Annotated in this window: 18 protein-coding genes; 9 read left to right on the forward strand and 9 right to left on the reverse strand. The window is 58.2% G+C overall.

The window, feature by feature from the left end:
* The first annotated feature begins 71 nt into the window (after window positions 1–71).
* Window positions 72–1364, forward strand: coding sequence for a glutamate-1-semialdehyde 2,1-aminomutase (gene hemL / locus OHL19_RS16125; protein WP_263358749.1), 1293 nt, complete (start codon window positions 72–74; stop codon window positions 1362–1364).
* Window positions 1365–1706: 342 nt separating this feature from the next.
* Here the strand turns inward: hemL and OHL19_RS16130 are convergent, their stop codons facing one another.
* Entirely contained in the window at window positions 1707–2450 is a 744-nt protein-coding gene (locus OHL19_RS16130; RefSeq protein WP_263358751.1) for a polysaccharide deacetylase family protein, read from the reverse strand.
* 149 nt (window positions 2451–2599) lie between these two features.
* Between OHL19_RS16130 and panB the strand changes: the two genes are divergently transcribed.
* Both panB and panC read left to right on the forward strand, forming a co-directional pair.
* Window positions 2600–3502, forward strand: coding sequence for a 3-methyl-2-oxobutanoate hydroxymethyltransferase (gene panB, locus OHL19_RS16135; protein WP_317890581.1), 903 nt, complete (start codon window positions 2600–2602; stop codon window positions 3500–3502).
* A 1-nt stretch (window position 3503) separates the two neighbouring features.
* On the forward strand, window positions 3504–4358 hold the full coding sequence (gene panC, locus OHL19_RS16140) for a pantoate--beta-alanine ligase (protein WP_263358752.1): 855 nt from the start codon (window positions 3504–3506) through the stop codon (window positions 4356–4358).
* Window positions 4359–4462: 104 nt separating this feature from the next.
* Here the strand turns inward: panC and OHL19_RS16145 are convergent, their stop codons facing one another.
* The 3 genes from OHL19_RS16145 to bcp form a co-directional block, all read right to left on the reverse strand.
* Window positions 4463–4969 carry a c-type cytochrome gene (locus OHL19_RS16145; protein WP_263358753.1) on the reverse strand — a complete coding sequence of 169 codons (507 nt, stop codon included), beginning with the start codon at window positions 4967–4969 and terminating at the stop codon, window positions 4463–4465.
* Window positions 4970–5042: 73 nt separating this feature from the next.
* A complete protein-coding gene (locus tag OHL19_RS16150; protein ID WP_263358754.1) occupies window positions 5043–5717 on the reverse strand; it encodes a DNA-3-methyladenine glycosylase in 675 nt (224 codons plus the stop codon).
* 2 nt (window positions 5718–5719) lie between these two features.
* Window positions 5720–6184: a thioredoxin-dependent thiol peroxidase gene (bcp, locus tag OHL19_RS16155; RefSeq protein WP_263358755.1), complete on the reverse strand. Its 465-nt coding sequence runs from the start codon at window positions 6182–6184 to the stop codon at window positions 5720–5722.
* Between bcp and OHL19_RS16160 the strand changes: the two genes are divergently transcribed.
* Entirely contained in the window at window positions 6159–7928 is a 1770-nt protein-coding gene (locus OHL19_RS16160; protein ID WP_263358756.1) for a hypothetical protein, read from the forward strand. The genes bcp and OHL19_RS16160 overlap by 26 nt on opposite strands.
* A 127-nt stretch (window positions 7929–8055) precedes the next feature.
* Here the strand turns inward: OHL19_RS16160 and OHL19_RS16165 are convergent, their stop codons facing one another.
* The 4 genes from OHL19_RS16165 to OHL19_RS16180 form a co-directional block, all read right to left on the reverse strand.
* Window positions 8056–9642, reverse strand: a complete 1587-nt coding sequence (locus tag OHL19_RS16165) for an efflux transporter outer membrane subunit (RefSeq protein WP_263358757.1) — start codon at window positions 9640–9642, stop codon at window positions 8056–8058.
* Between the two features lie 2 nt (window positions 9643–9644).
* Entirely contained in the window at window positions 9645–10895 is a 1251-nt protein-coding gene (locus OHL19_RS16170) for an efflux RND transporter periplasmic adaptor subunit (RefSeq protein ID WP_263358758.1), read from the reverse strand.
* Entirely contained in the window at window positions 10892–14167 is a 3276-nt protein-coding gene (locus tag OHL19_RS16175; RefSeq protein WP_263358759.1) for an efflux RND transporter permease subunit, read from the reverse strand. The genes OHL19_RS16170 and OHL19_RS16175 overlap by 4 nt, the downstream gene beginning before the upstream one ends.
* 207 nt (window positions 14168–14374) lie before the next feature.
* The gene (locus OHL19_RS16180) at window positions 14375–15835 is read right to left on the reverse strand and encodes a UbiA family prenyltransferase (protein ID WP_263358760.1); all 1461 of its coding nucleotides are present in this window, start codon (window positions 15833–15835) and stop codon (window positions 14375–14377) included.
* 140 nt (window positions 15836–15975) lie between these two features.
* Here OHL19_RS16180 and OHL19_RS16185 point away from each other — a divergent pair, with 140 nt between their 5' ends.
* Window positions 15976–17370 (forward strand): DUF2252 domain-containing protein, encoded by a 1395-nt coding sequence (locus tag OHL19_RS16185; RefSeq protein WP_263358761.1) that lies wholly within the window; start codon window positions 15976–15978, stop codon window positions 17368–17370.
* 185 nt (window positions 17371–17555) lie between these two features.
* Window positions 17556–19079, forward strand: coding sequence for a glycerol kinase GlpK (gene glpK / locus OHL19_RS16190; protein WP_263358763.1), 1524 nt, complete (start codon window positions 17556–17558; stop codon window positions 19077–19079).
* A gap of 104 nt (window positions 19080–19183) precedes the next feature.
* Here the strand turns inward: glpK and OHL19_RS16195 are convergent, their stop codons facing one another.
* The gene (locus OHL19_RS16195; RefSeq protein WP_263358765.1) at window positions 19184–22084 is read right to left on the reverse strand and encodes an FAD-binding and (Fe-S)-binding domain-containing protein; all 2901 of its coding nucleotides are present in this window, start codon (window positions 22082–22084) and stop codon (window positions 19184–19186) included.
* A gap of 235 nt (window positions 22085–22319) precedes the next feature.
* Between OHL19_RS16195 and OHL19_RS16200 the strand changes: the two genes are divergently transcribed.
* The 3 genes from OHL19_RS16200 to OHL19_RS16210 are packed head-to-tail and all read left to right on the forward strand — an operon-like array spanning window position 22320 to window position 25191.
* Window positions 22320–23063: a (Fe-S)-binding protein gene (locus OHL19_RS16200; protein ID WP_263358766.1), complete on the forward strand. Its 744-nt coding sequence runs from the start codon at window positions 22320–22322 to the stop codon at window positions 23061–23063.
* Entirely contained in the window at window positions 23060–24538 is a 1479-nt protein-coding gene (locus OHL19_RS16205) for a LutB/LldF family L-lactate oxidation iron-sulfur protein (RefSeq protein ID WP_263358767.1), read from the forward strand. Before OHL19_RS16200 ends, OHL19_RS16205 begins: the two co-directional genes overlap by 4 nt.
* Window positions 24538–25191, forward strand: a complete 654-nt coding sequence (locus OHL19_RS16210) for a LutC/YkgG family protein (protein ID WP_263358769.1) — start codon at window positions 24538–24540, stop codon at window positions 25189–25191. The genes OHL19_RS16205 and OHL19_RS16210 overlap by 1 nt, the downstream gene beginning before the upstream one ends.
* Window position 25192 lies beyond the last annotated feature (1 nt).

The following is a 25192-nucleotide window of genomic DNA, read 5'->3' on the forward strand; positions in this document are numbered from 1 at the left end:
ATACTTAACGATAGGGTCAACCATAGGCTATCTGGACAAAACGAGCGAGGGAAACCAACGTGGGAAATGAAATGAACCGGACGCATTCGCAGGCATTGCAATCAAGGGCAGAGAAACTCTTTCCCGGCGGCGTAAACTCGCCCGTGCGCGGCTTCCGTTCCGTAGGCGGCGAACCACCCTTTGTAGCCCGCGCCGAAGGAGCATATCTCTTCGACGCCGACGGAAACCGCTACATCGACTACTTCGGCTCATGGGGACCGATGATCCTCGGACACGCCTTTCCGCCAGTCGTAGAGGCAATCGAACGAGCCGCGCGAAACTCTGCCAGCTTCGGCGCTTCCACCGCAGCCGAAGGCGACCTCGCAGAACTGGTCATGGCCTGCTATCCCGCCATCGAACGCATGCGTTTTGTCAGCTCCGGAACCGAAGCAACCATGTCCGCCATCCGTGTAGCCCGCGCCGCAACCGGACGCAAGCGGATCATCAAGTTCGAGGGCTGCTATCACGGCCATGCCGATGGGCTGCTGGTAAAAGCCGGCTCCGGCGTAGCCACTCTTGGAATTCCCGGATCGGCTGGCGTTCCCGAAGAGATCGCGCAGTTGACCCTGGCCCTCCCCTACAACGATCTCGACGCAGTGCGCGCCGCATTCAACGAGTATTCCGGCCAGATCGCAGCCATCATTCTCGAACCCGTAATAGGAAATGCAGGATGCATCCTCCCCGCGGATGGCTATCTTCAGGGACTTAGGTCTATTACCGCCGAGCACGGCGCCCTGTTGATCGTCGATGAAGTAATGACCGGCTTCCGCCTGGCTCTGGGCGGAGCATTGGAGCTTTACCAGCTCGACGCCGATCTCGTCACACTAGGCAAAATCATCGGCGGCGGACTACCCTGCGGCGCCTTCGGCGGCAAGCGAAAATTCATGGACCTGCTCGCTCCCTTAGGCCCCGTCTATCAAGCCGGAACCCTGAGCGGCAATCCACTGGCAATGGCCGCCGGAGCAGCAACTGTCGGATATCTCCGCGAACACGCCGCCACAATCTATCCACACCTTGAGGCAACTTCCAAAGCAGTAGCCGAAGGAGTAGCCGCCGAGGCCCAAAAAGCCGGAATCCCCCTGACGACAAACCGCGTCGGCTCCATGTGGACCTGGTTCTTTACCTCATCTCCCGTATCGAACTACGAAGAAGCCGCCACGAGCAACACTGCAACATTCGGCCACTTCCACCAGGCAATGCTAAAAGCCGGAATCTGGCTACCCCCCTCACAATTCGAAGCCATGTTCCTAAGCCAAGCCCACGGCCCCACCGAAGTAGCCTCCACAATCACCGCCGCCAAAGAAGCCCTAAAACTCCCCAAATAAAAAAGGAACCCCCAAAACCTGCAGAAAATTACCATCTAGCAGCGCACAATAACCCTACAGCCACCCAACGACGTCCAGCCTAAGCCGCCGCCGTCGCCGTTGCTTTTGCTTTTGCCGTTGCCGTTCTGTCTGTCATTCCCGAAGGGAATCTGCTTCTTCCTTTGCAGTTGCAGTTGCTTTTGCGGTTGCAGTTGCAGTTGTAGTTGCCGTTCTGTCTGTCATTCCCGCAGGGAATCTGCTTCTTCCGTTGCAGTAGCCCAGCCCTTCACCACCCAGCAAAAACACCTACATAGCCCCCCCCGGGGGCAGAATTCCCCATCCCTTCGCCTTCAACCCCAAAAACTACCCCCAGGCATCCACCCGCACAAACCTCCGCTCAGACTGATAACTACGAATCAGCACCCCGGCAGCAACCACCGTGCGGGAGCGGTCAGCCTCCAGAGACAGGTGACCGCCATCATGGAGCACAAGGTTGGTGGCATACCCCTTGCGTAGATTTTTATCCATCAGCCGCGTAACCCGCGTTGTAATCGCCTCAGCCGACGGAGCATTCCAGTCGTTGCCGATGACATTCCATGTAATGGGAACCAGCCCAAGCTCGCCCGCAATGCGCATGGTCGCCACTCGACGCATCCCAAAAGGCGGTCGAAAGTAACGGACAGGCGCACCGATGATCTGCTCCAGCTCAGCGCTCGTTCGTGTCAGCTCTTCGCGAGTCTGCTTCGCATTCGTGAAAACGAGGTTGGGATGCGTCCAGGTATGGTTGCCGATGAGATGTCCCGCCGCATGAGTTTCGCGCACCAACGCATGCTGCGTGGCCGCATAGCGGCCAACAAGAAAGAAAGTAGCGCGAATGTTGCCTTTGGCCAGGATTTCCAGCAGTTGCGGAGTCCAGCGCGGATTAGGCCCGTCGTCAAAGGTCAGTGCAATTTCCGGCGGCCCATTTTCAGGGTTACGCGGAGCCGTCAGCGTGCGGCCAAAGAGTTGCGATGCCGGCGAGACCGCGGCATAGGCAAAACTGGCCGCTCCAGCCACGGCCAGTACGGCAGCGCTGCCGACTTCTACAATCGCTCGGGTGTCAGGCATCCGTTCCCATCCCAGTCCCAATCCTGTCCTGGAGCGTGGGACTCCTGAAACTATTGTCGCCGGTCGCTTTGCACCGGCCAAGTGTTCAGGCGTAGACTCAAGAAGGTTCGGACCGCATCCTGGGTACACGGAGCGGCACTGGAGAGAAAATGAGTCTAACCACCCCGCCGGAAGGGCGCAATTCTGCCGCCCCTACCCCCCTCACGACAACAAAAGTCACCATGCCCGCCCTGGCCGAAATGAAACGCCAGAGCAAGCCGATCACTGCCCTCACAGCGTATGACTATGCAACCTCGCGCCTGGTAGATGAAGCGGGTATCGACCTGATTCTGGTAGGCGATTCTCTGGCTATGGTTGTTCTCGGCCACGACAACACGCTCGCCGTGACCGTAGACGAGATGCTGCATCACACCCGCGCAGTACGCCGCGCGGTACGCCGCGCGCTGGTCGTAGCAGACATGCCCTTTGGCAGCTACCACGGCAGCATAGAAGACGCCGTAGCCAATGCCGTCCGCTTCGTGAAGGAAGCAGGCGCCGAGGCCGTCAAGATCGAGGGCGCACGAGTAGAACTGGTGCGCGCACTGACAGATGCCGAGATTCCAGTAGTTGGCCATCTCGGCCTGACGCCGCAATCCGTCCACCGCATGGGTGGCTATCGAGTGCAGGCCAAAACCGCAGAAACAGTCATCCAGCTCAGGGCAGATGCTGCGGCTCTGGCCGAGGCAGGAGCAGGAGCGATCGTACTCGAAGGCGTTCCGCGCGAAGTAGCTGCTGCGATCACGGCAGAGCTGTCTATCCCGATCATCGGAATCGGCGCCGGTCCGGAATGCGATGGCCAGATCCTTGTCTTCCACGACATTTTGAATATGACCTTTGCGCCGCACGCCAAGTTTGTACGGCAGTATGCGGATGTCGCAACGGTGATTCGCGAAGCAGTGGAGCATTATCGCGAAGACGTAGAGCGAAAAGTCTTCCCGTCGGACGAAGAGAGCTATCACCTGCCCGAGGCCGTGCGCGAAGCTGCGCTGTTGCCCGCCATTTCTCGCGACTGATATGAAAATCATTGAGACTGTTGCAGAACTGCGAGCATGGTCGCGCGAAGCCCGCCGATCCGAGAAGGCTACCGGGAAGATTGTCGGACTGGTTCCAACAATGGGAGCATTGCACGAAGGGCATCTCTCACTGGTGCGAGCGGCAAAGACAGACTGCCAGGCCGTAGTCGTCAGCATCTTCGTAAACCCAACACAGTTCGGGCCAAATGAAGACTTTTCCAAGTATCCCCGAACCTTCGACGCCGACTGCGCATTGCTTGCGACAGAAGGTGTCGATGCGGTATTCGCACCTCAACCGCAGGAAATCTATCAACCTGCGGCGGCAACGTTTGTCGAGGTAGAAGGTCTAAGCGAGCGGCTCGATGGAGCTTCGCGGCCAGGGCATTTTCGCGGAGTAGCGACTGTCGTTTCGAAGCTGTTTATCGCAGCGGAGCCGGATCGAGCCTACTTCGGCCAGAAGGATGGTGCTCAAGTGGCTGTTCTGCGGCGGATGACCGCAGATCTGCTGCTGCCGGTTGAACTGGTTGTGAGTCCGATTGTGCGCGAGAGCGATGGCTTGGCGATGAGTTCGCGGAACCGGTATCTTTCGCCCGAAGAACGCACGCAGGCTCTGGTATTGAGCCGTAGCTTAGAGACGATGCAGAAAGCGATAACCGCAGGCGAGCGCGACTCGGAGGCCCTGATTGCAACAGCGCGGGCGAGCCTCGCTACGGAGCCGGAGGTTCGAATCGATTACATTGCAGCGGTAGATTGGGGAACGCTTTTGCCGGTCGAGAAAGTTGTGCCGGGGAACCTGTTCGCAATCGCAGCGTGGGTTGGGAGCACGCGACTTATCGATAATTTTATCGTTGGTTAAATGTCGGGCAAGTTTAGCGTTTCTGCATAGCAGAAAGCCCAGCCCTGAGGTCAGGGCTGGGCTTTCTATTTGAGTCGGCATGTCATGATTTGGTACTTCAAAGACTAGTGAGCGTGGTCGTGCTCTTTTTCCGGAGCCGGAACGAAGGGTTCCGGTCCGAGATGACCGCGATGGCAGGTGCCGCAAGTGACAGGTGCGCCCGAACTGTCGATCTTGGAGATGTAGCTAGTGTTGATGTCTTCGACCATCTTGAACATCTTGCGAGCTGTTTGTTTTTCTTCCTTGGAGTCATCGGCGAAGTTGAGGCGTGGTTTGCCGTTCGGGCCAATGTTCTTCGGATCGACCGCGTGACATGTCTTACAGCCGGTGCCGAGTTCGCCTTCCCATTTCTCCATGATCTCGTGAACCTGCGGACCGGTAAGGTTGCGGGGCAGGACTTTGAGATTGGTTGGTGCTGGCATTTCATGTGGAGGCGGTGGTGCTGTCTGGGCTTGCGCGGCTTGAGCTTCCGGACCCTGCGCCGCAAATACCAGCGTGCGTCCGGCGAATAGAGAGACCGATGCGACCGCAACCACAATGGTGGTTGCTATGGTGAGACGAGAAAAGTTCATTCGCGAGAAGTCCTTTAGGTGAGTGAATGTCGCTCGAACGGAATGCGGCTTCTGCGTTCAGTTTACACAGCGGTTACGAATGCGCTGGCTTGATTAAGAATTTTGATTTGGGAACGCGGGAGACGCAAGGGTGATTGGCGAGCGTGAAACGCAAGGGAAGATCGGCGGCGTGGCGGATGCCGATGCGCGGAGTGATTTCCACTGGACCTGGAGTGTAACTATCCTGGCGAAGTTGTAGCGGCGAGTCGGCGTCCAGCAGGTCGAGGCCGTTGTCTTCAGGTCGGGTAATGGCGAGGGCCTTGCACAGGATGCCAGGACCTCCGGTGAGCCTGGCTTCCAGGGCGGTCGCGGGCAGGTTGCGGTTGATCGCCATTGCTTCGCGATTCAGAACTGGCTCCAGGGCACGAATGAGGATGCAGCCGGCTTTGCCCTCAGGCTCGCAGGTAACGTTCATGCAGAAGTACATGCCGTAGATGAAGTAGACGTATGCGTGGCCGGGAGGCCCAAACATGACGCGGTTGCGCGGTGTGACTCCGCGAAAGCTATGGGCGGCTGGATCGGGCGTAGTGGTGATGTGCGGGCCTAGATAGGCTTCCACTTCGACGATGCGCCCGGCAATCCAGCCGGCAGAGGTGTTATGCGCCAGGATTTTGCCCAGCAATTGCGGGGCGACGAGTTCGGGCGCGGCGGTGAGAAAGCGCCGTGAAACAGGCCGCCAGTTTTTGGGCAGTATTGCTGGCGGCTTCATGATCAGGCCTGGTGAGCCTTGATGGCTGCGAGAACTTCTTCCGCGTGTCCCTCGGGCTTGACCTTGGGGAAAATTTGGAGGAGAGTCTGATCGGGGCCGATGACGTAGGTGGTGCGTTCGATGCCCATGACTTTTTTGCCGTACATGTTCTTTTCCTTTAGCACCCCAAACTGATTGCAGACTTTTTCGTCTACATCTGCTAGCAGGGTATAGGGCAGATTGAATTTCTCGCGGAATTTGCGCTGCGCTTTTGGAGTATCGCGGGAGATGCCGAGAACTATGGCGCCTGCAGCCTGGAGCTGTTCAAATGTATCGCGGAAACCGCAGGCCTCAATGGTGCAGCCAGGAGTATCAGCCTTAGGGTAGAAGAAGAGTACAACGGGTTTTCCTGCGAAGTCGGTGAGGCTGACGGTTTTGTCCTGATCGTCCTGGAGTGTGAAGTTGGCTACTTTTTCGTTCAGTTCCATGCGGAAATCCTCGATTCGGTGCGTTGATGTTGCTGCCGATGGATGTGGCTCGCGGCTGCTCGGGGCTGCCTGTAAGGATTATTCCCGACTTGGGGCTGGTGTGTCATTCGGGCTGAGGGCGCTGCTTGGATTGCTTGTGGCTGGGGGCGCTGCATCGCAGGCTTTGGCGCAGTATCCGGGGAGGGTCGTTAAGACGACAAAGCCGGATTCTGTGCTGCGATCCATTGCTGTACTGGAGTGGACAGGTGAGGCGGGGAAACCGTCGGCGAGCCGCCTGGTGCCGGTGGCGGTGTTCGATGGGGAACAGTTGAATGACGGGACGATTTACCTGAATCGCCCTGAGCCGCTGGCGCTGCAGAATGGGGTTGAGTACGAGCTGCAACAAGCGGGAAAGCCGATGGGCTTATTCGATGTGTTTGCGGCGGGTGAATCGCAGGGCGCGTGGCGTGGATTCGGGGCGTGGAAGCCTTATTCCGAGGCGAAGATCAAATCGGATCAGGCGTTCAATCAGAGTTCGCTCTATGCGCAGGTGGACATAAAGGACGATGACAAGCCCGTGCTGAAGCGGAAGCATCCGAAGGGAACGGATGGTGATGATCCCAAGCCAAAGGCGGATGCGAAGCCGAGTACAGGTACGAGTGCGGATTCTGGAGCGACCAAAACATCTTCGACGGCGGATGATGATCCGGACCGTCCCAAGTTGAAGAGGAAGGCTTCTTCTTCCGGTGATTCGGCGAGTACTAGTTCTTCGGATAGTTCTAATTCGGGTTCCTCGGGCTCGGCTTCTTCGAGTACGACTACTTCAACGCCGGCGGCGGATGCCGATCCTGATCGGCCGGTGTTGAAGAGGAAGTCATCTTCGAGTGATTCGGGAACGACGACTGCTTCTGGGTCTGGAGCTGGAACGGGTGCTGCCGATCCGGATCGGCCTACGATTCGCCGTACGCGTAAGAATCTGGCGGATGCGGGGATGATGGAGACTTCTACAAGTAGTCCTGACCCGGATAGACCGCGGCTGATGCGGGGCAAGCCTACGAATCTGGGTGTGACGGAGGCTCCGCGATTGATGGGATCGCCGCCTGCAATGGAGCAGGTGGTGGCGGTTTCGGATGCGAGCAATCGTGCGGAACATCCGTGGAAGTATTCGTGGGCGAATCCGGATGACGAGTTGAAGATGAAGTCGGCGCTGGAGGATATGGCTCGGACGGCGATGGGGCTGGATGCGGCTGCGGCTCCTGCGGCGGCTGCTGGGAAACCGGCGCCGAAGGCTACAGTGCCAAAGACTGCGGTACCAAAGACGGGGGCGCGCAGGACTGCGGTCAAGAAGAAGGCTGCGCCAGCGGTTGTGGCTGCTCCGGTTCAGGTTGCTCTTGAGGATGAGAAGTTTCACGTATTTGAGCTGACGTATGGGTCTTCGGCGACGATGGTGCTGACGGCCAGTGCTCCGATAACTACGACGCTGGGTGCGGACGGAGTTATGAAGGCTGCGCCGCAAAAGTTTGTGACGTTGATTGCGCAGCCCGATCTGTATGGCGGAGTGCTGGTGGTATTCAAGAGTGTTACAGATTCGGCGCATTTGGATGAGACTCCGCGGATGCGGCTGGTGGACGCTGTGGATGCCGAGGGGGACAATCGCGGAGAGTTGCTGTTTGAACTGAGGGGTGCTTCGCAGCGGCAGTTTGCGCTATACAGGGTTTTACGTGGGTCGGCGGAACAGTTGTTTGCTACGGTGTCGATTCCGTAGTTGGGCTATATCTCAGGGTGTCTGGTTTTTAGGTAGCAGAAGTGCGTCTTTAGGGAAGCTAGTCGGTTTGCTGTCCCATCCTTTGTGCGGGGAGCACGAAGGATGGGATGGCCGATATAAGAAGCGGCTATTTCGGGATCTGGGTGGTGTCCCAGCCGCCGCCCAGGGAGCGAATCAGCTCTACGGTTTTGGCGTATTGCTCGCTCTTGAGGTTGGCTTCCGTGCGCTGGTTCTGGATCAGCGTGTTTTCGGCGGTTGTGACTTCGAGATAGCTGGTAACGCCGCCTTTGTAGCGCTGGTTGGAGATGTCGAGCGAGTTTTGCGCGTCGGCGACTGCCGCGCGTTCGGCTTCTTCTTCCTGCTCGAGAATGCGCAGGTCGGAGAGCTTGTCTTCGACTTCCTGGAAGGCTACGACGATTGTGTTTTTGTAGGTTGAGGCGTTGGCTTCAAAATTGTCGCGTGCCTGCTGGGTGACGGCATGGCGCAGACCGCCGTCGATGAGCAGTTCCGATGCCTGGCCGCCGAGCGACCACAGTGAGCTGGGGCCTTGCAGCCAGGTGCCGCCGTGGGTGCTTTCAAAGCCGCCACCGCCGCCGAGGGTGATGGTGGGATAGAAGGCCGAGATGGCGACGCCGATCTGCGCGTTGGCCAGGGCGGCGCGGCGCTCCGCTGCAGCGATGTCAGGGCGGCGCTCAAGGAGTTGTGAGGGCAGACCTGTCGGGACGGTGGGAAGCACTGTTTTGGAGCCCATCTCAAGCGGATCGGCTGCGATATTGAAATCGGAGAGTTTGTAGTAGGCGATGCTGCCGATGGCGTGTTCAAACTCGGTACGGGCGATGCCGACGTCGATGAGCTGGGCGCGCTCTGTATCGAGCTGAGTGAGAGCCTGGGCTACGTCGACTCCGGTGCCGATACCGCCTTTGAGGCGTCGGCGGGTCAGGTCGAGCTGATCGTTGAGTGCCTTGATATCGGAGTCGAGGAGTTGCTTTTGCGTGTCGAGGCCGCGCAATTCAAAGTAATCTTCGGCGAGCTCGGATTCAAGGCTGAGCTCGACGTTGGCGAGGTCAGCATTGCTGGCTTGAGCGGCAGCTTTTGCCGACTCCACGGTGCGGCGAATCTTGCCCCAGAAATCCGGTTCCCAGGATGCCTGACCTTCCAGGGTGAGGTCGTTGTAGTTGGTGATCGTGGATGTTGCCGGGATGGTGAGTGGCCGATGGGACGAGACTTTGGCGTGATTTACGCCGGGTCCGGCAGAGAGCGTCGGATAAAAGGCGGCGCGGGCTATGCGGACCTGTTCGCGGGCGGCGAAGTAGGTTTCGAGCGCGGCGTGAAGGCTCTGATTGTAGGTGGCGATGCGCTCTTCATACTGGTTGAGCTGGGGATCGTTGTAGATTTCCCACCACTTGCCTTTCAGCATGCCGTCCGAGGGATTAGCCGGGCTCCAGGAGCCATTCGCCGGATTGGGCGGCGGAGGGACATTGGACGCACCGGTCTCTTTATAGAGCGCTGGGGTTTCTGTCGCGGGGGCGGGGCGCTGGTAGTTGGGGCCTACGGGCTTGCATCCGGAGATGGCCAGAGTCAGGAGAAGAAGCGCTGACGCGGAAAGGGCGAGACTTGCCGGCCCCATCTTTTGCGTGGAGTTACTTCGCAAAAAATGGGGTGCCCTATCTTTTGTCGATAGGGGCAAATCCAGAACCGTTTTGGGAGTGCCCATGCTTAGTTGCCTCCCCGGGCGGTCTGGATTTCCTGCGGTGTCAGGACGTGGACTTTTTCGCCATCGATCAGGGAGTCTGGAGGATCCTGGATGACCTTGTCGTCCTTGGTGATACCGGTGATGACCTGTACGGTGCGGCCATCGTCCTGGCCGATGGTGACGGGTACGGTGTGGGCGGTGTCGCCTTTGACTATGCCGACCTGCAGGCCCTGGTTACGGAAGATCAGCGCGGAAACGGGAAGCACGAAGGCATTGCCGACAGGGTTGACGTTGAAGTGAACCTGGGCGAGGCTGCCGGCGAGAAGCTTGCCGTCGCGGTTGTCGACATCGATCTCTACGAGCAATGTTCGGCTGACGGGGTCGATCGCGTCGGCGGTGCGCACAAGTTTGCCGTGAGTTACCTGGCCGGGATGTTCGACCAGGGTGAGGTCGATGGTCTCGCCCTTCTTGATGGAACCGGAGAAGACGGATGGCAGGTTGGTGTAGACACGGAGGGTCTGCACGGCTTGCATGTGGAAGAGTTCTTTGGCGGCTCCGGTGTCGATGAGTTGGCCTACATCGACGTTGCGGGCGGTGACTACGCCGTCAAAGGGTGCGTAGATTTTTTCAAAGGAGGTTAGCTCCTTGAGGCGTTGGACATTGGCTTCCGCGGACTTGACCTGGGCGGAAGTGGATGATGCCTGGTTTACAAACGTATCCGTGTCCTGTTGCGAGACGGCGTTGGATGCGACGAGGTCCTTGTAGCGACCGGCCTGGATGCGGGCGTTGTTGGCATTGGCCTCGGCGGTGTTCAGGTCAGCCTGAGCCTGGGCGAGTTGCTGGTCCACTTCAGGGCTGGCGATTTCAGCGAGAAGCGCGCCTTTTTTCACCCTGGCGCCGATGTCGAAGTACCACTTGGTCAGGTATCCGGCGGTGCGGGCGTAGATAGGAGCGTCGGTGAAGGAAGTCACATTGCCCGGAAGGATGATGACCTGGACCGGTTGACCGGGCTTGGGGGCGATGGCGATAACCGACGGTGCGGCCTGCTCATTGGTATGAGTGGCCAGAGCAGCCATGGCGTGCTGGCGCGGCAGAATGCCTACGACTGCCAGGATGCCAAGCACCAGGAGGAGCACGACCACGGCGGTGATGGCGTGACCGGCCTTGATGGGCTTCTGCTCGGGCGCAGATTCATGATGCTCACTTGAAGGAGCATCATGAGCTGGGGCGTTTTGAGAAGGATTCGTGCGTGCGTTATTCGTTTCGGCGCTCATATGGACTCCGGGAACTGTTCGTAAGGGGTGGTGCTGCCCTGGGTCTTTTCACGCTTGCTGCGGGCTTTGCGTTCGATACGGCCGTGCAGGGCGGAGAAGAAGGTTGGGACGAAGAAGAGCGTAGCGACTGTGGCCAGCATCAGGCCGCCGATAACGGCGCGGCCGAGGGGAGCATTCTGCTCGCCGCCATCGCCTAGACCGAGTGCCATCGGGACCATGCCGATGATCATGGCCAGAGCGGTCATGAGAACGGGGCGGAAGCGGACGAAGCCGGCGTTGAGGGCGGCTTTGCGAGCATCCCCGACCAGTGCTTCGAGCTGTTCCCGGGCGAAGCTGACGACCAGGATCGAGTTTGCCGTTGCGACGCCCATGCACATGATGGTGCCGGTGAGAGCGGGAACGCTGAGACGGGTTCCGGTGAGAAAGAGGAACCAGACGATGCCAGCGATGGCTGCGGGCAGTGCGGAGATGATCAGGAACGGATCAAGCCACGACTGGAAGTTGATCACGATCAGCAGGTAGACCAGCAGGATGGAGAAGGCCAGTCCGGCAAGCAGTCCTATATAGGACTTGATCATGGTTTCGCTTTGTCCGCGGAGGACGACCTGGGATCCACGCGGCAACTCTTTTTTGTGCTTCTCGACGATGGTATTGATCGCGCGGGTGATGCTGCCGAGATCGGTGCCATTGACGTTGGAGTAGATATCGAGCACGGGTTGGATGTCGTAATGGCTGACAGTTCCAAGTTCAGTACCGGGAACGATAGAGGCGAGGTTGCCGAGAACCTGCACGGACTGCGGGCTGCCGGGTGCTCCGGTCGGGCTGCTGCCGGAGGGCATGGCGGGCGCGGCGCCAGTGCCGGAGGAGATGGTGACAGGCAGGCTCTGCAAGTCGGCAACGGACTGGATGTTGTATTGCGGCGACTGGGTGGCGATGTTGTACGAGACGCCGTTCCTGGGATCGAGATAGAAGTTTGGAGTGGTCTGGAAGCTGCCGCTCAAGGCCACGAGGAGACTGGTTGCGATGTCCTTCTGGCTGAGGCCGACGTCCTGAGCGCGGGTGCGGTCAACATTCACTGTGAACTTCGGCGCGTCGAAGGGCTGCTGGATGTGGCTGTCGACGGTGCCGGGCACGTACTTTATGTCGTTGAGGAGATGCTCGGCGAAGGTGCGGTTGTGCTGCAGGTCAGGGCCGATGACCTGGACGTCAATCGGAGCCGAGAGGCCAAAGTTGAGGATCTGGGTAACGATATCCACGGGCAGAACGTAGAAGGTCACGCCGGGGAACTCGCGGTTGAGGGAGTCGCGGAGATCATTGACGTAGTTGTCGGTGGGGTGATGCTTCTCCGTGAGCTGCACGGAGATATCGGCATCGGCGGTGCCGACGGTCGCAGAGGTGGAGTACGAAAGGTTCAATCCCGAATAGGGCAGCCCGATGTTGTCGATGATGGTGACGACTTCATCCTTGGGGATTTCGCGGCGGATGGCGTTTTCTACGTGGTCGCAGAGGGCTGCGGTGTCTTCAATACGGGTGCTGGTATGAGCACGGACGTGGATTTTGAAGGCGCCGGAATCGACGGACGGGAAGAAATCCTGCCCGAGGAAGGGAGCCAATCCCAGAGAAGCGACGCAGATGAGCAGAAACACCACGATGAACGCGCTCGCATGATCAACTGCGAAGGTAAGCAGGCGCAGATAGCCGTTGCGGATTTTTTCAAAGTAATGTTCGAAGCCGCGCTGGAAGGCGACGAAGGGATTACGGCTGGTCCTGCGCTTCTCTGCGTCGGCATCGGTGTGCTCTTTGAGCAGGTACTTGGCCATCGTTGGCACGACGGTACGGGAGAGCAGGTAGCTGGCCATCATGGCGAAAACCACGGCTTCTGCGAGCGGTGCGAAGAGATAACGCGAAACGCCGCTCAGGAAGAACATGGGTACGAAGACGATGCAGATGGCGAGAGTTGACACGAGCGCGGGGACGGCGATCTGCGCAGCGCCGTCGAGGATGGCCTGCTCGATTTCCTTACCGGACTCCAGGTTGCGATTGATGTTTTCGATTTCGACGGTGGCATCGTCAACGAGGATGCCGACGGCCAGGGCCAGACCGCCGAGGGTCATGATGTTGATGGTTTCGCCGAGCGCCGAGAGCAGGATGATCGAGCTGAGAATGGACAGCGGAATAGAGACGGCAATGATGACGGTAGAGCGCCAGCTCCCGAGGAAGATGAGGATCATCATGCCGGTGAGGCAGGCGGCGATAACCGCTTCGCGGACCACTCCATCGATGGCGGAGCGGACGAAGATGGACTGATCGGAGAGCGCGTTAACCCGCAACTGCGGAGGCATCTGCGCCTGGACGATGGGAAGTTTTTTCTTGATATCGGAGATGATTTGCAGCGTGGATGCTGAACCGGTCTTCAGGATCGACATCAATGTGGCACGCTGGCCATCGACGCGCACAATGTTGGTCTGTGGCGGAAAGCCGTCGCGTACGTGGGCTACATCCCGCACGTAAATGATTGTGCCATTCACCGTGCGAATGGGGAGGTTGTTCAGGTCGGCGACCACCGAGGGCGCGGAGTTGGTCTCGATGGTGTATTCGTATGTGCCAACCTTCATGGTACCGGAGGGCACGATCAGATTCTGCGCGGAGACGGCGTTGACAACGTCGCTGGGTGAGAGTCCTTTTGCCTGCAGCGCGTGCAAATCGATATCGACCTGTACCTGACGCTGCTTACCGCCGAAGGGGTAGGGAATCGACGCGCCTTCCACTGTTGCAAGCTGGGTGCGGATGCCGTTTGTCCCGATGTCATTGAGCTGCGCTTCGGAAAGCCCCTGTCCGGAAAGGCCGAGTTGCAGGACTGGAACGCTCGACGCGTTGTACTGAATGATGAACGGCGGAGTGGTTCCAGGAGGCAGGGAACGAAGCTGCACCTGGCTGATGGCGGTAACCTCGGCGACGACTGAACCAATGTCCACATGCGGCTGGAAGTAGATCTTGATGACCGCAATACCATTGAGCGATTGAGACTCAATGTGTTCGATGTCGTTGACCGTGGTGGTCATGCCGCGCTCGCTGTTGCTGACGATGCGGTCGGCCATCTCCTGCGCGGAAAGTCCGGTGAACTGCCAGACGACGCTGACGACCGGGATATTGATGTTCGGAAAGATATCCGTCGGCATCGAGAGGATGCTGACGGCGCCGATAATCAGAAGCAAAAGCGCAAATACGGCGAAGGTGTAAGGGCGCCGTAACGCAAGCCGGACAATCCACATAGAGTTTTAGGTCGCTCCCGGAGACTCGAAAAAATGGTCGCTATTGAATTCAGTCTAAGGGGTAGAGTCAGACTGGGGAAGATTGCGAGCGTCAAAGTTTGAACGCGTATTGATTTGGACGGATGAGAAGTCTCTCAGGATGCATCATCCTGAATTGGTCCCGCTGGCGATTTTTGATCATCTTCGAATAATTACAATTCGAGACTTTCAGATGGTTGCGAGGATGGCCAGGGCGGCAACACAAGCAGCAATGACCTGACTGATGCGATCACGAAGGGCGAAGATCACCGGATCTTCATCGAGTTCTCCGCGAGAGGCCAGGAGCCAGACGCGGTTGAGCCAATAGAGCATGAATGGCACGATGAGCCAGAGGCGTCCGGAGTGGCGATAGTAGGCGTCGACGTCGGGACGGGTGATGTAGAGCGAAAAGACGACGACAGCGGCGTAGGCGCTGGAGGTTCCGAAGCTGCGGATTTGCTCCAGATCGGTAACCATGTAGCCCCGGCCGTGGGGCTTTTCGATGCCGCGCTCTTTCATGTTTTGAAGCTCGCTGAATCGCTTGACCATGGCGAGGGAAAGGAACAGAAAGACGGCGAAGCTGGAGAGCCAGGGCGAAAACGGGGTTTCCGTTGCTGCCGCGCCCGCGAGCATACGCAGGTCATAGAGGCCGGAGAGCACCAGGACATCGATGATCGGAATGCGTTTGAGAGCGAAGGAATAGGCGGAAGTTGCTCCGGCGTAAAGCAGCAGCCACAGGGCAAAGCTGCCGGGCAGCAGCGGCAGCAGGGAGCAACTGACTACAACCAGGGCAAACGCGGTTGCGATACCGAGCGGGATGGAGAGATCGCCTGCGGCAAAGGGTCGAAGGCGCTTTTTGAGGTGGCGACGGTCGCTTTCGATGTCCAGCAGATCGTTGATCAGGTAGTTGGCGGACGCGATGAAGCTGAAGGCGACGAATGCGGCGATGTCGGAAACAGCGTTCTGCCAGGAGAACTCGTGCGAGAGCAGCAGCGGCACGAAGAGGAGAATGTTTTTTGCCCACTGGTGAATGCGAATGGCTTTGAGGATGGTGGGGAGAGCCGCTTTCTGATCCTGGAAACGGCGGGTGATTGGAAGTTTTTGTGTTTGCAGGCCGCGCAACAGGCTGCGCGTGGGATTGGCTACGAGTACTTCGCGAGAGTGAGCCAGGACTTGCAGGTCGGGCGTGGCGTTGCCGATGTAGTCGAACTCGGGAAAGCGCTGCTGCAGACCGGAGAGTTTGTGGCTGCCGGTCATATTGGTGACGCCGTCGGAGGCGATGACTCCGGTGAAGAATCCAAGGTGCACGGCTACGCGGTTGGCGAGGGAGTGATCGGCGCCGGTCGTGAGATAGATGGGGCGGCCGAGGCGGTGCTGTTCCAACAGAAATTGCAGTACCGGCTGGTTGTAGGGCAGGTATTCGACGTCGAGCTCGGCGAGTGCTGCGACTTCAGCTTTGACTTTGGCTTTGCCTCCGGCAAGCCACGATGGGAAATGGAGCAGTGAGAGCGGCTGGTTGCGCAGGAGAGAGAAAAGCGCGTCGTGGAAGGTGTCGGATTTCACGAGGGTGCCGTCGAGATCCACGCAGAGGGGAATCATCGAATCGTTCGTATTGGCGGCGGTCGCTGCGGTTATGGCGGCTGCGGGCAAGGCTTCCTCGTTTTTGAAATTGCCGCAAAGACCCTCTTGGCTGAGCGACGACGGCAACAGTTTGATTCCGTTCAGTATAGCTTTTTGCGTGATTTTGTTAGCAGAGGATCGATGCGTACTTTTCATGGGAGAGCCGGGCAGTGTATGGTCCCGACATGCATTGGGTGAATTCAGAAGAGCGACGCAAGAGGGGCCAGGCGCGGCGTAAGCAACTGGCGCGGCAAAAACATAGTGAGTTTAGCGCGAAAGACCGGCTTACTTCTCCATTGATACTGTTGCAGCGCGCGGCGAATGGCCGTGTGCCCGCACTGGTGAAGCTGAAATATGAGCTGATGATGGTTTCTCCGTTCGGGTACTTTCGCGGGGCGGTGCCGGTGATGGCTGCGGACCTGGCGGCGCAACCGAATACCGGGCTGCTCGTGCAGCTTTGCGGGGACGCGCATGTGCGGAATCTCGGTGCGTATGCTTCTGAGGATGGGCGGCTGATCTTTGATATCAACGACTTCGACGAGACGTTTCGTGGGCCGTTCGAGTGGGATTTGAAGCGCATGGCAGCTTCGTTGTTCGTGGCTGGCCGTGAGGCAGGCAATAAGGATGGCGCCTGCAGGCGAGCGGTTGAGGGGTTTATTGCCAGCTATTGCACGATGATGCGCGCGTATGCGGCGATGCCGGTGCTGGATATGGTGCGCTACCAGGTAAGCCGCATGGAGCAGGTGGCTCCGGTGCATCTGGCGCTGCAAAAAGCGGTTCGCGCAACGCCGCAGCATACGCTCAGCCAGTTGACGGAGCTTGTGCCCGCTAAGCCTGTCAAGCCTGTTAAGCCGAGTAAGCCTGTCAAGCCTGAGGAGCCTGGCGCGCCGGATGCGCCGCGGCGGTTTCGCGAGAGCAAGCCGATGCTTACGCGCATAACGGGCGCAAAGGCGGAGGAGGTGCTGGCTTCGCTGGCTGCTTACAGGCGCACACTGGAGCCGCAACGGCAGCATTTTCTGGACCAGTATCAGCCTGTCGATGTGGCGTTCAAGGTGGTCGGCACGGGATCGGTCGGTTTGCGGGATTACTGCGTTTATATGGAAGGCAATGGCGGGCTTGATCCGCTGTTTTTACAGATCAAAGAAGAGGCCAAGTCAGCCTATGTGCCGTACCTTGTCGATACAAAGGTGGCACGGCACCAGGGGCAGCGGGTGGTTGATGGGCAACGATTTATTCAGAGGGGTAGCGATCCGTTTCTGGGATGGACGACGATTGCAGGGCGAGATTACCTGGTGCGTCAGTTGAACGATCACAAGGCTTCGATTGAGATCGGAGATCTGAATGGGGATGGTCTGCTGGAGTATGCGCAGCTTTGCGGCGAACTGCTGGCGCGTGGGCATGGGCGTTCGGGTGATCCGCAGGAACTGGCCGGGTACCTGGGATCGGGCATGAGGTTTGCCTCTGCGGTGGGGGATTTTGCTCATGCGTATGCGGATCAGACAGAGAAAGACTGGATGGCTTTGAAGCGAGCGAAAAGGGTTTCGGCGCAGACGGAGAAGGAATAACGGCTGGATGTTCGTATCGCAATTTGCTGGGAGCGGTTGCGATGTTTACTTAGCGGCGTATCCACTTAGCCACTTATTTACGCGGCCACTCAGGCTTGCAGCCTTTATTGCCTGGGGATTGCTCGGGGTCAGGGGCGCGTGATACATCGGGTTTAGTTCGATAGACCAATTTTCTGAGGAATTGCATGTCTTACATTCTTTCGCTGGATCAGGGAACGACGAGTTCTCGCGCTATTCTTTTCAATCATGCCGGGGCGATTGTTGCGGTGGCGCAGCAGGAGTTCAAGCAGATTTATCCCAAGCCGGGATGGGTCGAGCATGACCCGATGGAGATTTTGACTTCGCAGATGAGCTGCGCGGTGCAGGCGTTGGTGCGTGCGGGAATTGAGCCGCATGATGTCGCGGCACTGGGTATTACAAATCAGCGCGAGACGGTGATTGTGTGGGACAGAGAGACAGGCAAACCGGTCTACAACGCGATTGTGTGGCAGGATCGGCGCGGGGCCGGGCATTGCGAACAATTGGTTAAGGATGGAGCCGAACCCTCTGTTCGCGAGAAGACCGGACTGGTGCTGGACCCGTATTTTTCGGCGACAAAAGTGACGTGGATTCTGGATAACGTGGCAGGCGTGCGGGAGCGGGCTGAAGCGGGCAAGTTGGCAATGGGTACGGTGGATAGCTGGCTGATCTGGAATCTGACGAATGGCGAAGGCAAACAGCCGATCCATGTCACGGACCAGACGAATGCTTCGCGGACGCTGCTCTACAACATTGTGAAGGGTGAGTGGGATGAAGAGATGCTGCGGATGTTCCGGATTCCGGCGAGCATGCTGCCGGAGGTGCGGTGGTCAAGTGAGCGGATCGCGGAGGTCAATACTTCGCTGGGGCTGGGCGGCATTGTCATTGGCGGTATTGCGGGCGATCAGCAGGCGGCGTTGTTTGGGCAGCTTTGCTTTCGTGCCGGTGAGGCGAAGAACACTTACGGGACCGGGTGTTTTCTATTACAGAACATCGGGACTGGATTTTTGCAGTCGAAGAACCGGTTGATTACTACGCTGGCGGCGAGTGCGGATCGCAGGCTGGAGTACGCACTTGAGGGCAGCATTTTTATTGGTGGCGCGGTGGTGCAGTGGTTGCGCGACAATCTCAAGCTGATCCATTCATCGGCGGAGGTGGAGTTATTGGCGGCTTCTGTGCCGGATACGGATGGAGTGGTATTTGTGCCGGCGTTTGTGGGACTGGGTGCTCCGCATTGGGATCCTCATGCAAGCGGTCTGCTGATTGGACTGACGCGCAACACGCAGCCGGGGCATATTGCGCGGGCTGCGCTGGAGAGCATTGCTTTTCAAGTGGCGGATGCGTTGGAAGCTATGCAGCAGGATTCGGTGGCGGGCACGGGAACGAAGCTGCCCGCGTTGCGCGTGGACGGCGGGGCGGCGGTGAATGACCTGATGATGCAGTTTCAGGCGGATTTGCTGGGGGTTCCGGTGCTGCGGCCGAAGGTGACGGAGACTACGGCGCTGGGAGCGGCGTATCTGGCGGGGCTGGCTACCGGATTCTGGAGCGGTGAAAGCGAGTTGCGGGCGCAGCGGACGGATGATGTTCGCTTTGAACCTGGTATGGGTTCGGGAATGGATTCAGGGAAGGTTGCCGAGCGGCGTGGGCGATGGAAAGAGGCTGTAGGGCGGTCGCGGCGGTGGAACGGGTAAGTCGTCATGGCATGCGCAGATGCAGTAGAAGTTTGCTATACAGACATAGTGCAACTTTGCGCAAAGCTGATTCGCAGAGAAGTAGCTACATCTATTACAACCTGTTAGGGGCGGGAGGCGTGGTCGAGCAGGTGCAGGTAGGAGCGGTAGATGTGGTTTGTGGCGCGGGTCATGCCGATTTCGCAGGTACGGCTTGATGAGAAATAGCCGTCGTGGTTCTGCTGCTTGAGCTCGGCGGCCTCAATGCTGGTGGCGGATGCGGTGAGTTCGGGGTGAAGAAAACCGCGATCTCCGGCGAAGGCACAGCAGCCTGCCTCTTGTGGCACTGTGACATGGATGCTGCAGGCCTCAGCGATGGAGACAAGTTTGGATGTGATGCCAAGCTTGGTTGCCGAACAGACGGGATGCAGTGCGATCGAGGCCAACTGGCGATGGATGGGCAGTCGCGGCAGGATGTGGCTGTGTGCGAATTCGACTGAGTCGAGGATGCGAAGCTGGTCGAACTTCTGTTGATTCTCTGGCGATAGCTGTGCGCGTGATGTTTTGAGGCCATAAGTGCAGGGGCTGGTGTCGATGACGATAGGGAGCTGGCCTGCGTTGGACCAGCGATAGAAGCTCTCGATGGTGTGATCCATTGCTGTTTGATGTGCGGCCTCAAAGCCTTTGGATGAGAAGGGTACTCCGCAGCAGTGGCCGGAGAGATCGCGGGGGATGTAGAGATTGACCTGCGCGCGTTGCGCGATGTTGAGGAGCGCCTGCATGGGCGTGACGTCCTCCGGCTCGCCAGGGAGCGCGCCCATGACGCGACTGATACAGGCAGGAAAATAGACCGCCTCTGCGCCTGAGCTCGATGTGGTTGGCAGAGCGCCTTTGCGTGGGCGCGGCATTGGGTCTCGCCATTGCCAGAAGGGTTCGTCGAGGAATCTTCTGGACATGCGATCCATGAGTTTTGTGGTTGCGGTCATGAAGCTGAGACCGAAGATCTTTTGAATAAAGTGACCGGCTCCGAGAGCGAAGCGTGCGCCGAATTCAACAAGCGAAAAATTGCGGGCAAAGAGGGCTGCGGTCTTGTTGGCAAACGAAGTGTGACGCAGAGCGCGAAAGCGCTTGGTGAGCTTGCCGGTATCGATGCTGACGGGGCAGTCGGTGGCGCAGAGGCCATCGACTGCGCAGGTGTCGAGGGCCATGTAGGGGAAGTCGCGATCCAATTCGTTGTAGGCGGTGGGGTCGGGTGCGTCCTTGAGGCGCTGCATCTCGCGGCGAACTACGATGCGCTGGCGCGGAGTGAGAGTGAGGTCGCGGCTGGGGCAACTGTGTTCGCAGAAGCCGCACTCGATGCACTTGTCCACCTCGGGCTCGACGACAGGCATTTCTTTCAGGTGAATGACATGTGCCTCGGGATCGGGGTTGACGATGACGCCGGGGTTGAGCAGGTTGAGCGGATCGGTGATGGCTTTGAGTTCGCACATGATGCGATAGGCATCGGAGCCCCACTCGGTTTCAACGAAGGGAGCCATGTTGCGACCGGTGCCGTGCTCGGCTTTGAGTGCGCCATCGTACTTGCCGACGACCATGGCCACTACATCGTCCATGAAGTTGCGGTACTGCGCTATTTCTAACGCGGTATTGAAGCCCTGGGTGAGGACGAAGTGCAGGTTGCCGTCTTTGGCGTGGCCGAAGATGATGGCGTTGGGATAGCGGTGCTTGAGGAAGAGTGAGCGCAATTCGACGGCCGCATCGGCGAGGTGGTCGACGGGCAGAGCGATGTCTTCAATTATGGCGGTGGTGCCGCTGGCGCGGACTGCTCCGACGGAGGGAAACATGCCTTTGCGGATCTTCCAGAGCATGGCTTGTTGGGCAGGGTCGCTGGTGAAGGCTGCGGTGTGCAGCAGCGGTAAGCCACGGATTGCATCGTTGCAGGCGAGTTCAATCTGCTGGCGGCGGGCTTCGTCGGGAGTCTGGAACTCGACGAGCAGGGCGGCGGCTGATTCCGGTAGAGATTTGAGATGGGCAGGGACGCCGGGGTGATCCTCTACGGAACGGAGGGATGCTCGATCCATGAGTTCAAGGGCGGCTGCGCCTGCAGTGCTCAGGGGTGTAATGGCGGAGCAGGCGGCGTGCAGGTCGGGGAAGAGCAGCAGGCCGGTGTACTTGACGGGGTAATCGGGAACGGTGTTGAGCACGGCTTCGGCGATAAATGCGAGTGTGCCTTCGGAGCCAATAAGCAAATGGCTGAAGATATCGAGGGGGCTTTCAAAATCAAGAAAGGCGTTGAGCGAATAGCCGGTGGTGTTCTTGGTTTTGTACTTGTGACGGATGCGCGCGGAGAGTGTGGCGTCCGATTCGATCTCCGATTTGAAACGGAGGAGTGTGGCGCAGAGCTTTGGCTCCAGCATGCGGAGGATGTTGTCAGCATTGGGATCGGCGGTGTCGATCTGTGTGCCAGAAGGCAGGATGAAGGTCAGAGAGTTGAGGGTGTGGTATGAGTTCTGAGCGACTCCGCAGCACATGCCACTGGCGTTGTTGGCGAGGATACCGCCGATACGGCAGCTCGCTATGGATGCGGGATCGGGGCCGATCTTGCGGCGATAGAGCTTGAGCGCGTTGTTTGCCTGTTGACCGATCAAGCCGGGCTGTACGCGGATTATGGATCCATTGTGCTCGACACGATGGCTGCGCCAGTAGCGGCCAACATCCACAAGAATGCCGTCGGTGATGGCCTGTCCGGAGAGGCTGGTGCCACCGGCGCGGAAGGTCAGCGGGATTCCATGCTGATGGCTGAAGCGGAAGAGATGCTTGATCTCTTCCACGCCTTGCGGCTGGATGACGGCCTGAGGGATAAGGCGATAGAAGCTGGCGTCGGAAGCGAAGGCGATGCGATCGATGGGGCGAATGAGGATGCGTTCCGGGGCGATCCGATCCTGCAGCAGGCGTTGAATGGCGTTTGAGTCGGGATGAAAAGCGACGGCGTGAATTCGCGACTCGGATTCGGTTGCAGCTCCCATAAAAATCGCCCTTTTACGTTATGCCTTTTCGACTGCCTGGTGAGATTTTAGTTTCCAACTACCGGCGTCTGCTAATTGACTTGGAGACTTGAATCGTGGATTTTGGGCTGATAAATAAGCGAAACGAAGGCAACTGCATTAAGGAAACCACGTCCCAATCCGTGTGGCGAATATAGCAAATCGCGTCGTACACTAGGTAAGTTAAATTCACGGTCTGCCTGCGAAAGGGTTCTTCTTGCGCATTTCCTTATTTATTACCTGCTATAACGACGCTCTTTTTCCGGAGACGGGTAAGGCTGTGGTGCGTGTGCTGGAGAAGCTGGGGCACTCGATCGAGTTTCGGACGGAGCAGACCTGCTGTGGGCAGATGCATTGGAATACGGGATATCTGCGCGAGGCGGTGCCGATCATTCGCCACTTTGTGAAGGTGTATCAGGATGCGGAGATGGTAGTGGTGCCGTCGTCTTCATGCGTGGCGATGATGCGCGATCATTACGTGAAAGCTGCCGAGATGGATGGAGATGCGAAGCTGGTTGCAGACATTGAAGCGCTGCTGCCGAGGGTATATGAGTTCTCCGAGTTTCTGGTGCGCAAGCTTGGGGTGGAGGATGTAGGCGCGGCCTATCCGCACAAGGTGACGTATCACGCGAGCTGCCACTCGATGCGCAGTTTACATCTGGGGGATATTCCGATTCGTCTGTTGAAGAATGTTCGCGGGCTTGATCTGCAGCCTATTCAAAACATGCAGGAGTGCTGCGGGTTTGGCGGGACGTTTTCGATCAAGAATGCGGATGTGTCTTCGGCGATGCTGTCGGACAAAGTTCGCAATGTCTTGAACACCGGCGCAGAGATTTGTACGGCAGTAGACAACAGTTGCCTGATGCATCTGTATGGTTCTCTGCATCGACAGCGCACGTTTGTGAAGACGGTGCACCTGGCGGAGATACTTGCTTCCGGTTATGCGGAGGCGCAGGGATGAGCGAGGTTCCGGTCCAGCACACGCAATGGAATGCGCTTGATTTTCCCGATGCCGCGAAGGTGCTGCTTGAGGATTCGCAGACGCGCAAGAATGTGCAGCATGCGACGAATGTTATCCAGGGCAAGCGGAATAAGGTCGTTGCGGAGTTGCCCGATTGGGAGGACTTGCGTGAGGCTGGCGCGCGGGTGAAGGCGCACACGCTGCGGCATCTGGATTACTACCTTACGAAGTTTGAAGAGAACTGTGTGCGCGCGGGTGGTCATGTGCATTGGGCGAGTGATGCGGCGGAGGCAAACCGGATCATACTTGGCTTGCTGCGACGGCACGAAGCCAGGGAAGTTATCAAAATCAAGACGATGACTTCGGAGGAGATTGGGTTGAATGCGACGCTTGAAGCGAATGGCATTCGACCGATTGAGACGGACCTTGCGGAGCTGATCATTCAACTGGGGAAAGATCGTCCATCGCACTTTGTTGTGCCGGCGCTGCATAAGAATCGGCAGCAGGTGCGGGAGATTTTTCAGCGAGAGATGCATCTGCCTGAGTTGGGCGATAAGCCGGAGGATTTGGCGACGGCCGCGCGAACTTATCTTCGCGAAAAGTATCTGCGCATCAAGGTAGCGATCTCGGGTGGCAACTTTCTACTCGCAGACACGGGCGGCATGTGCATTGTGGAGTCAGAGGGCAATGGGCGCATGTGCCTGACGCTGCCGGATGTGCTGATCTCGATAGTGGGCATTGAGAAGGTGATTCCGAGCTTTCGCGATCTGGATATTTTTCTGCAGACGCTGCCGCGTTCGGCGACGGGTGAACGGATGAATCCGTATAACTCGACGTGGACGGGAGTGCATCCGGGCGATGGCCCGAAGGAGTTTCACGTAGTGCTGCTGGATAACGGGCGCAGCCCGATTCTGGCGGATAAGGAAGCGCGTCAGACGTTGCAGTGCATTCGCTGTGCGGCATGTTTGAATGTTTGCCCGGTGTATCACCAGACGGGTGGTCACGCGTATGAGTCGGTGTATGCGGGGCCTATCGGAGCGATACTCACGCCGCAGCTGCATTCCATGGAAGAGGGACGTTCGTTGCCGTATGCTTCTTCACTGTGTGGCGCCTGCTATGAGGTTTGCCCGGTGAAGATCAACATTCCTGAGGTGCTGATTCATCTGCGTGGGAAGGTGGTTCGTGAGGATCAGGCTACGCTTGCAGGTAAGTTCAGCTTATGGAATATAGGCATGCAGGCTGCGGCGTTTCTCTTCAAAGATGCAGGCCGTTTGAGCATGGCGGAGCATATGGGATTGGTCGGGCAGAAGGCACTCGTGTCGAAGAATGGTTTCATTGAGTGGATGCCGGGGATGTTGAGTGGGTGGACGCAGACACGTGATTTGAAGGCGATGCCTGCGCAGTCATTTCGCGACTGGTGGGCGAAGGAAAAAGCGCCTCATGCGAAGAGTGCCGATGATGGAGGTGTGCGCTGATGGCTGATTCCGATCTGCAACGATCGACGGTGCTTGCCAGCATTCGCATGTCCCTTGGACAGGCGCAGGCTTCGGATGCGATTGATGCGGAGTATGCGGCGATTTCGCGGAGTTACAAGCTCACAGGCGAATTGAGCGTATATGCATTACTCGATCTTTTTGAGGATCGATTGCTGGAGTATGGTGCGGGTGTTTATCGTGCTTCAGCCGCGGAGATTGGTGCGACGATAGGCAGCATCCTTCGCCGGCGGGGCAAGTCCGGTCTGGCGATGCCCGCGGGTGTGCCGATGGAGTGGATGGCGGAGGGTTTTACGTTCGTCGATGCGACGGGGTTCGATGCTTACGAATTAGATAAGACGGAAGGCATACTCAGCTCATGCACTGTGGCTATTGCGGAGACGGGCTCGCTTGTATTGCAAAATGTGGCTGGGCAGGGAGCGCGGGTTCTTTCGCTGGTGCCGGACTATCATCTTTGCGTTGTGTTTGCGGATCAGGTTGTAGAGACTGTGCCTGAGGCGTTCGAGCGCTTGGAGAATACGAGTACGCTGCCGACTACTTTTATTTCAGGACCATCGGCAACTGCGGATATCGAGATGACGCGCATCAAGGGCGTGCATGGCCCGCGATTTCTGGATGTGCTGATCGTCGTTTAAG

Origin of the sequence: Acidicapsa ligni (assembly GCF_025685655.1) — a bacterium.
Classification (GTDB): Bacteria; Acidobacteriota; Terriglobia; order Terriglobales; family Acidobacteriaceae; genus Acidicapsa; species Acidicapsa ligni.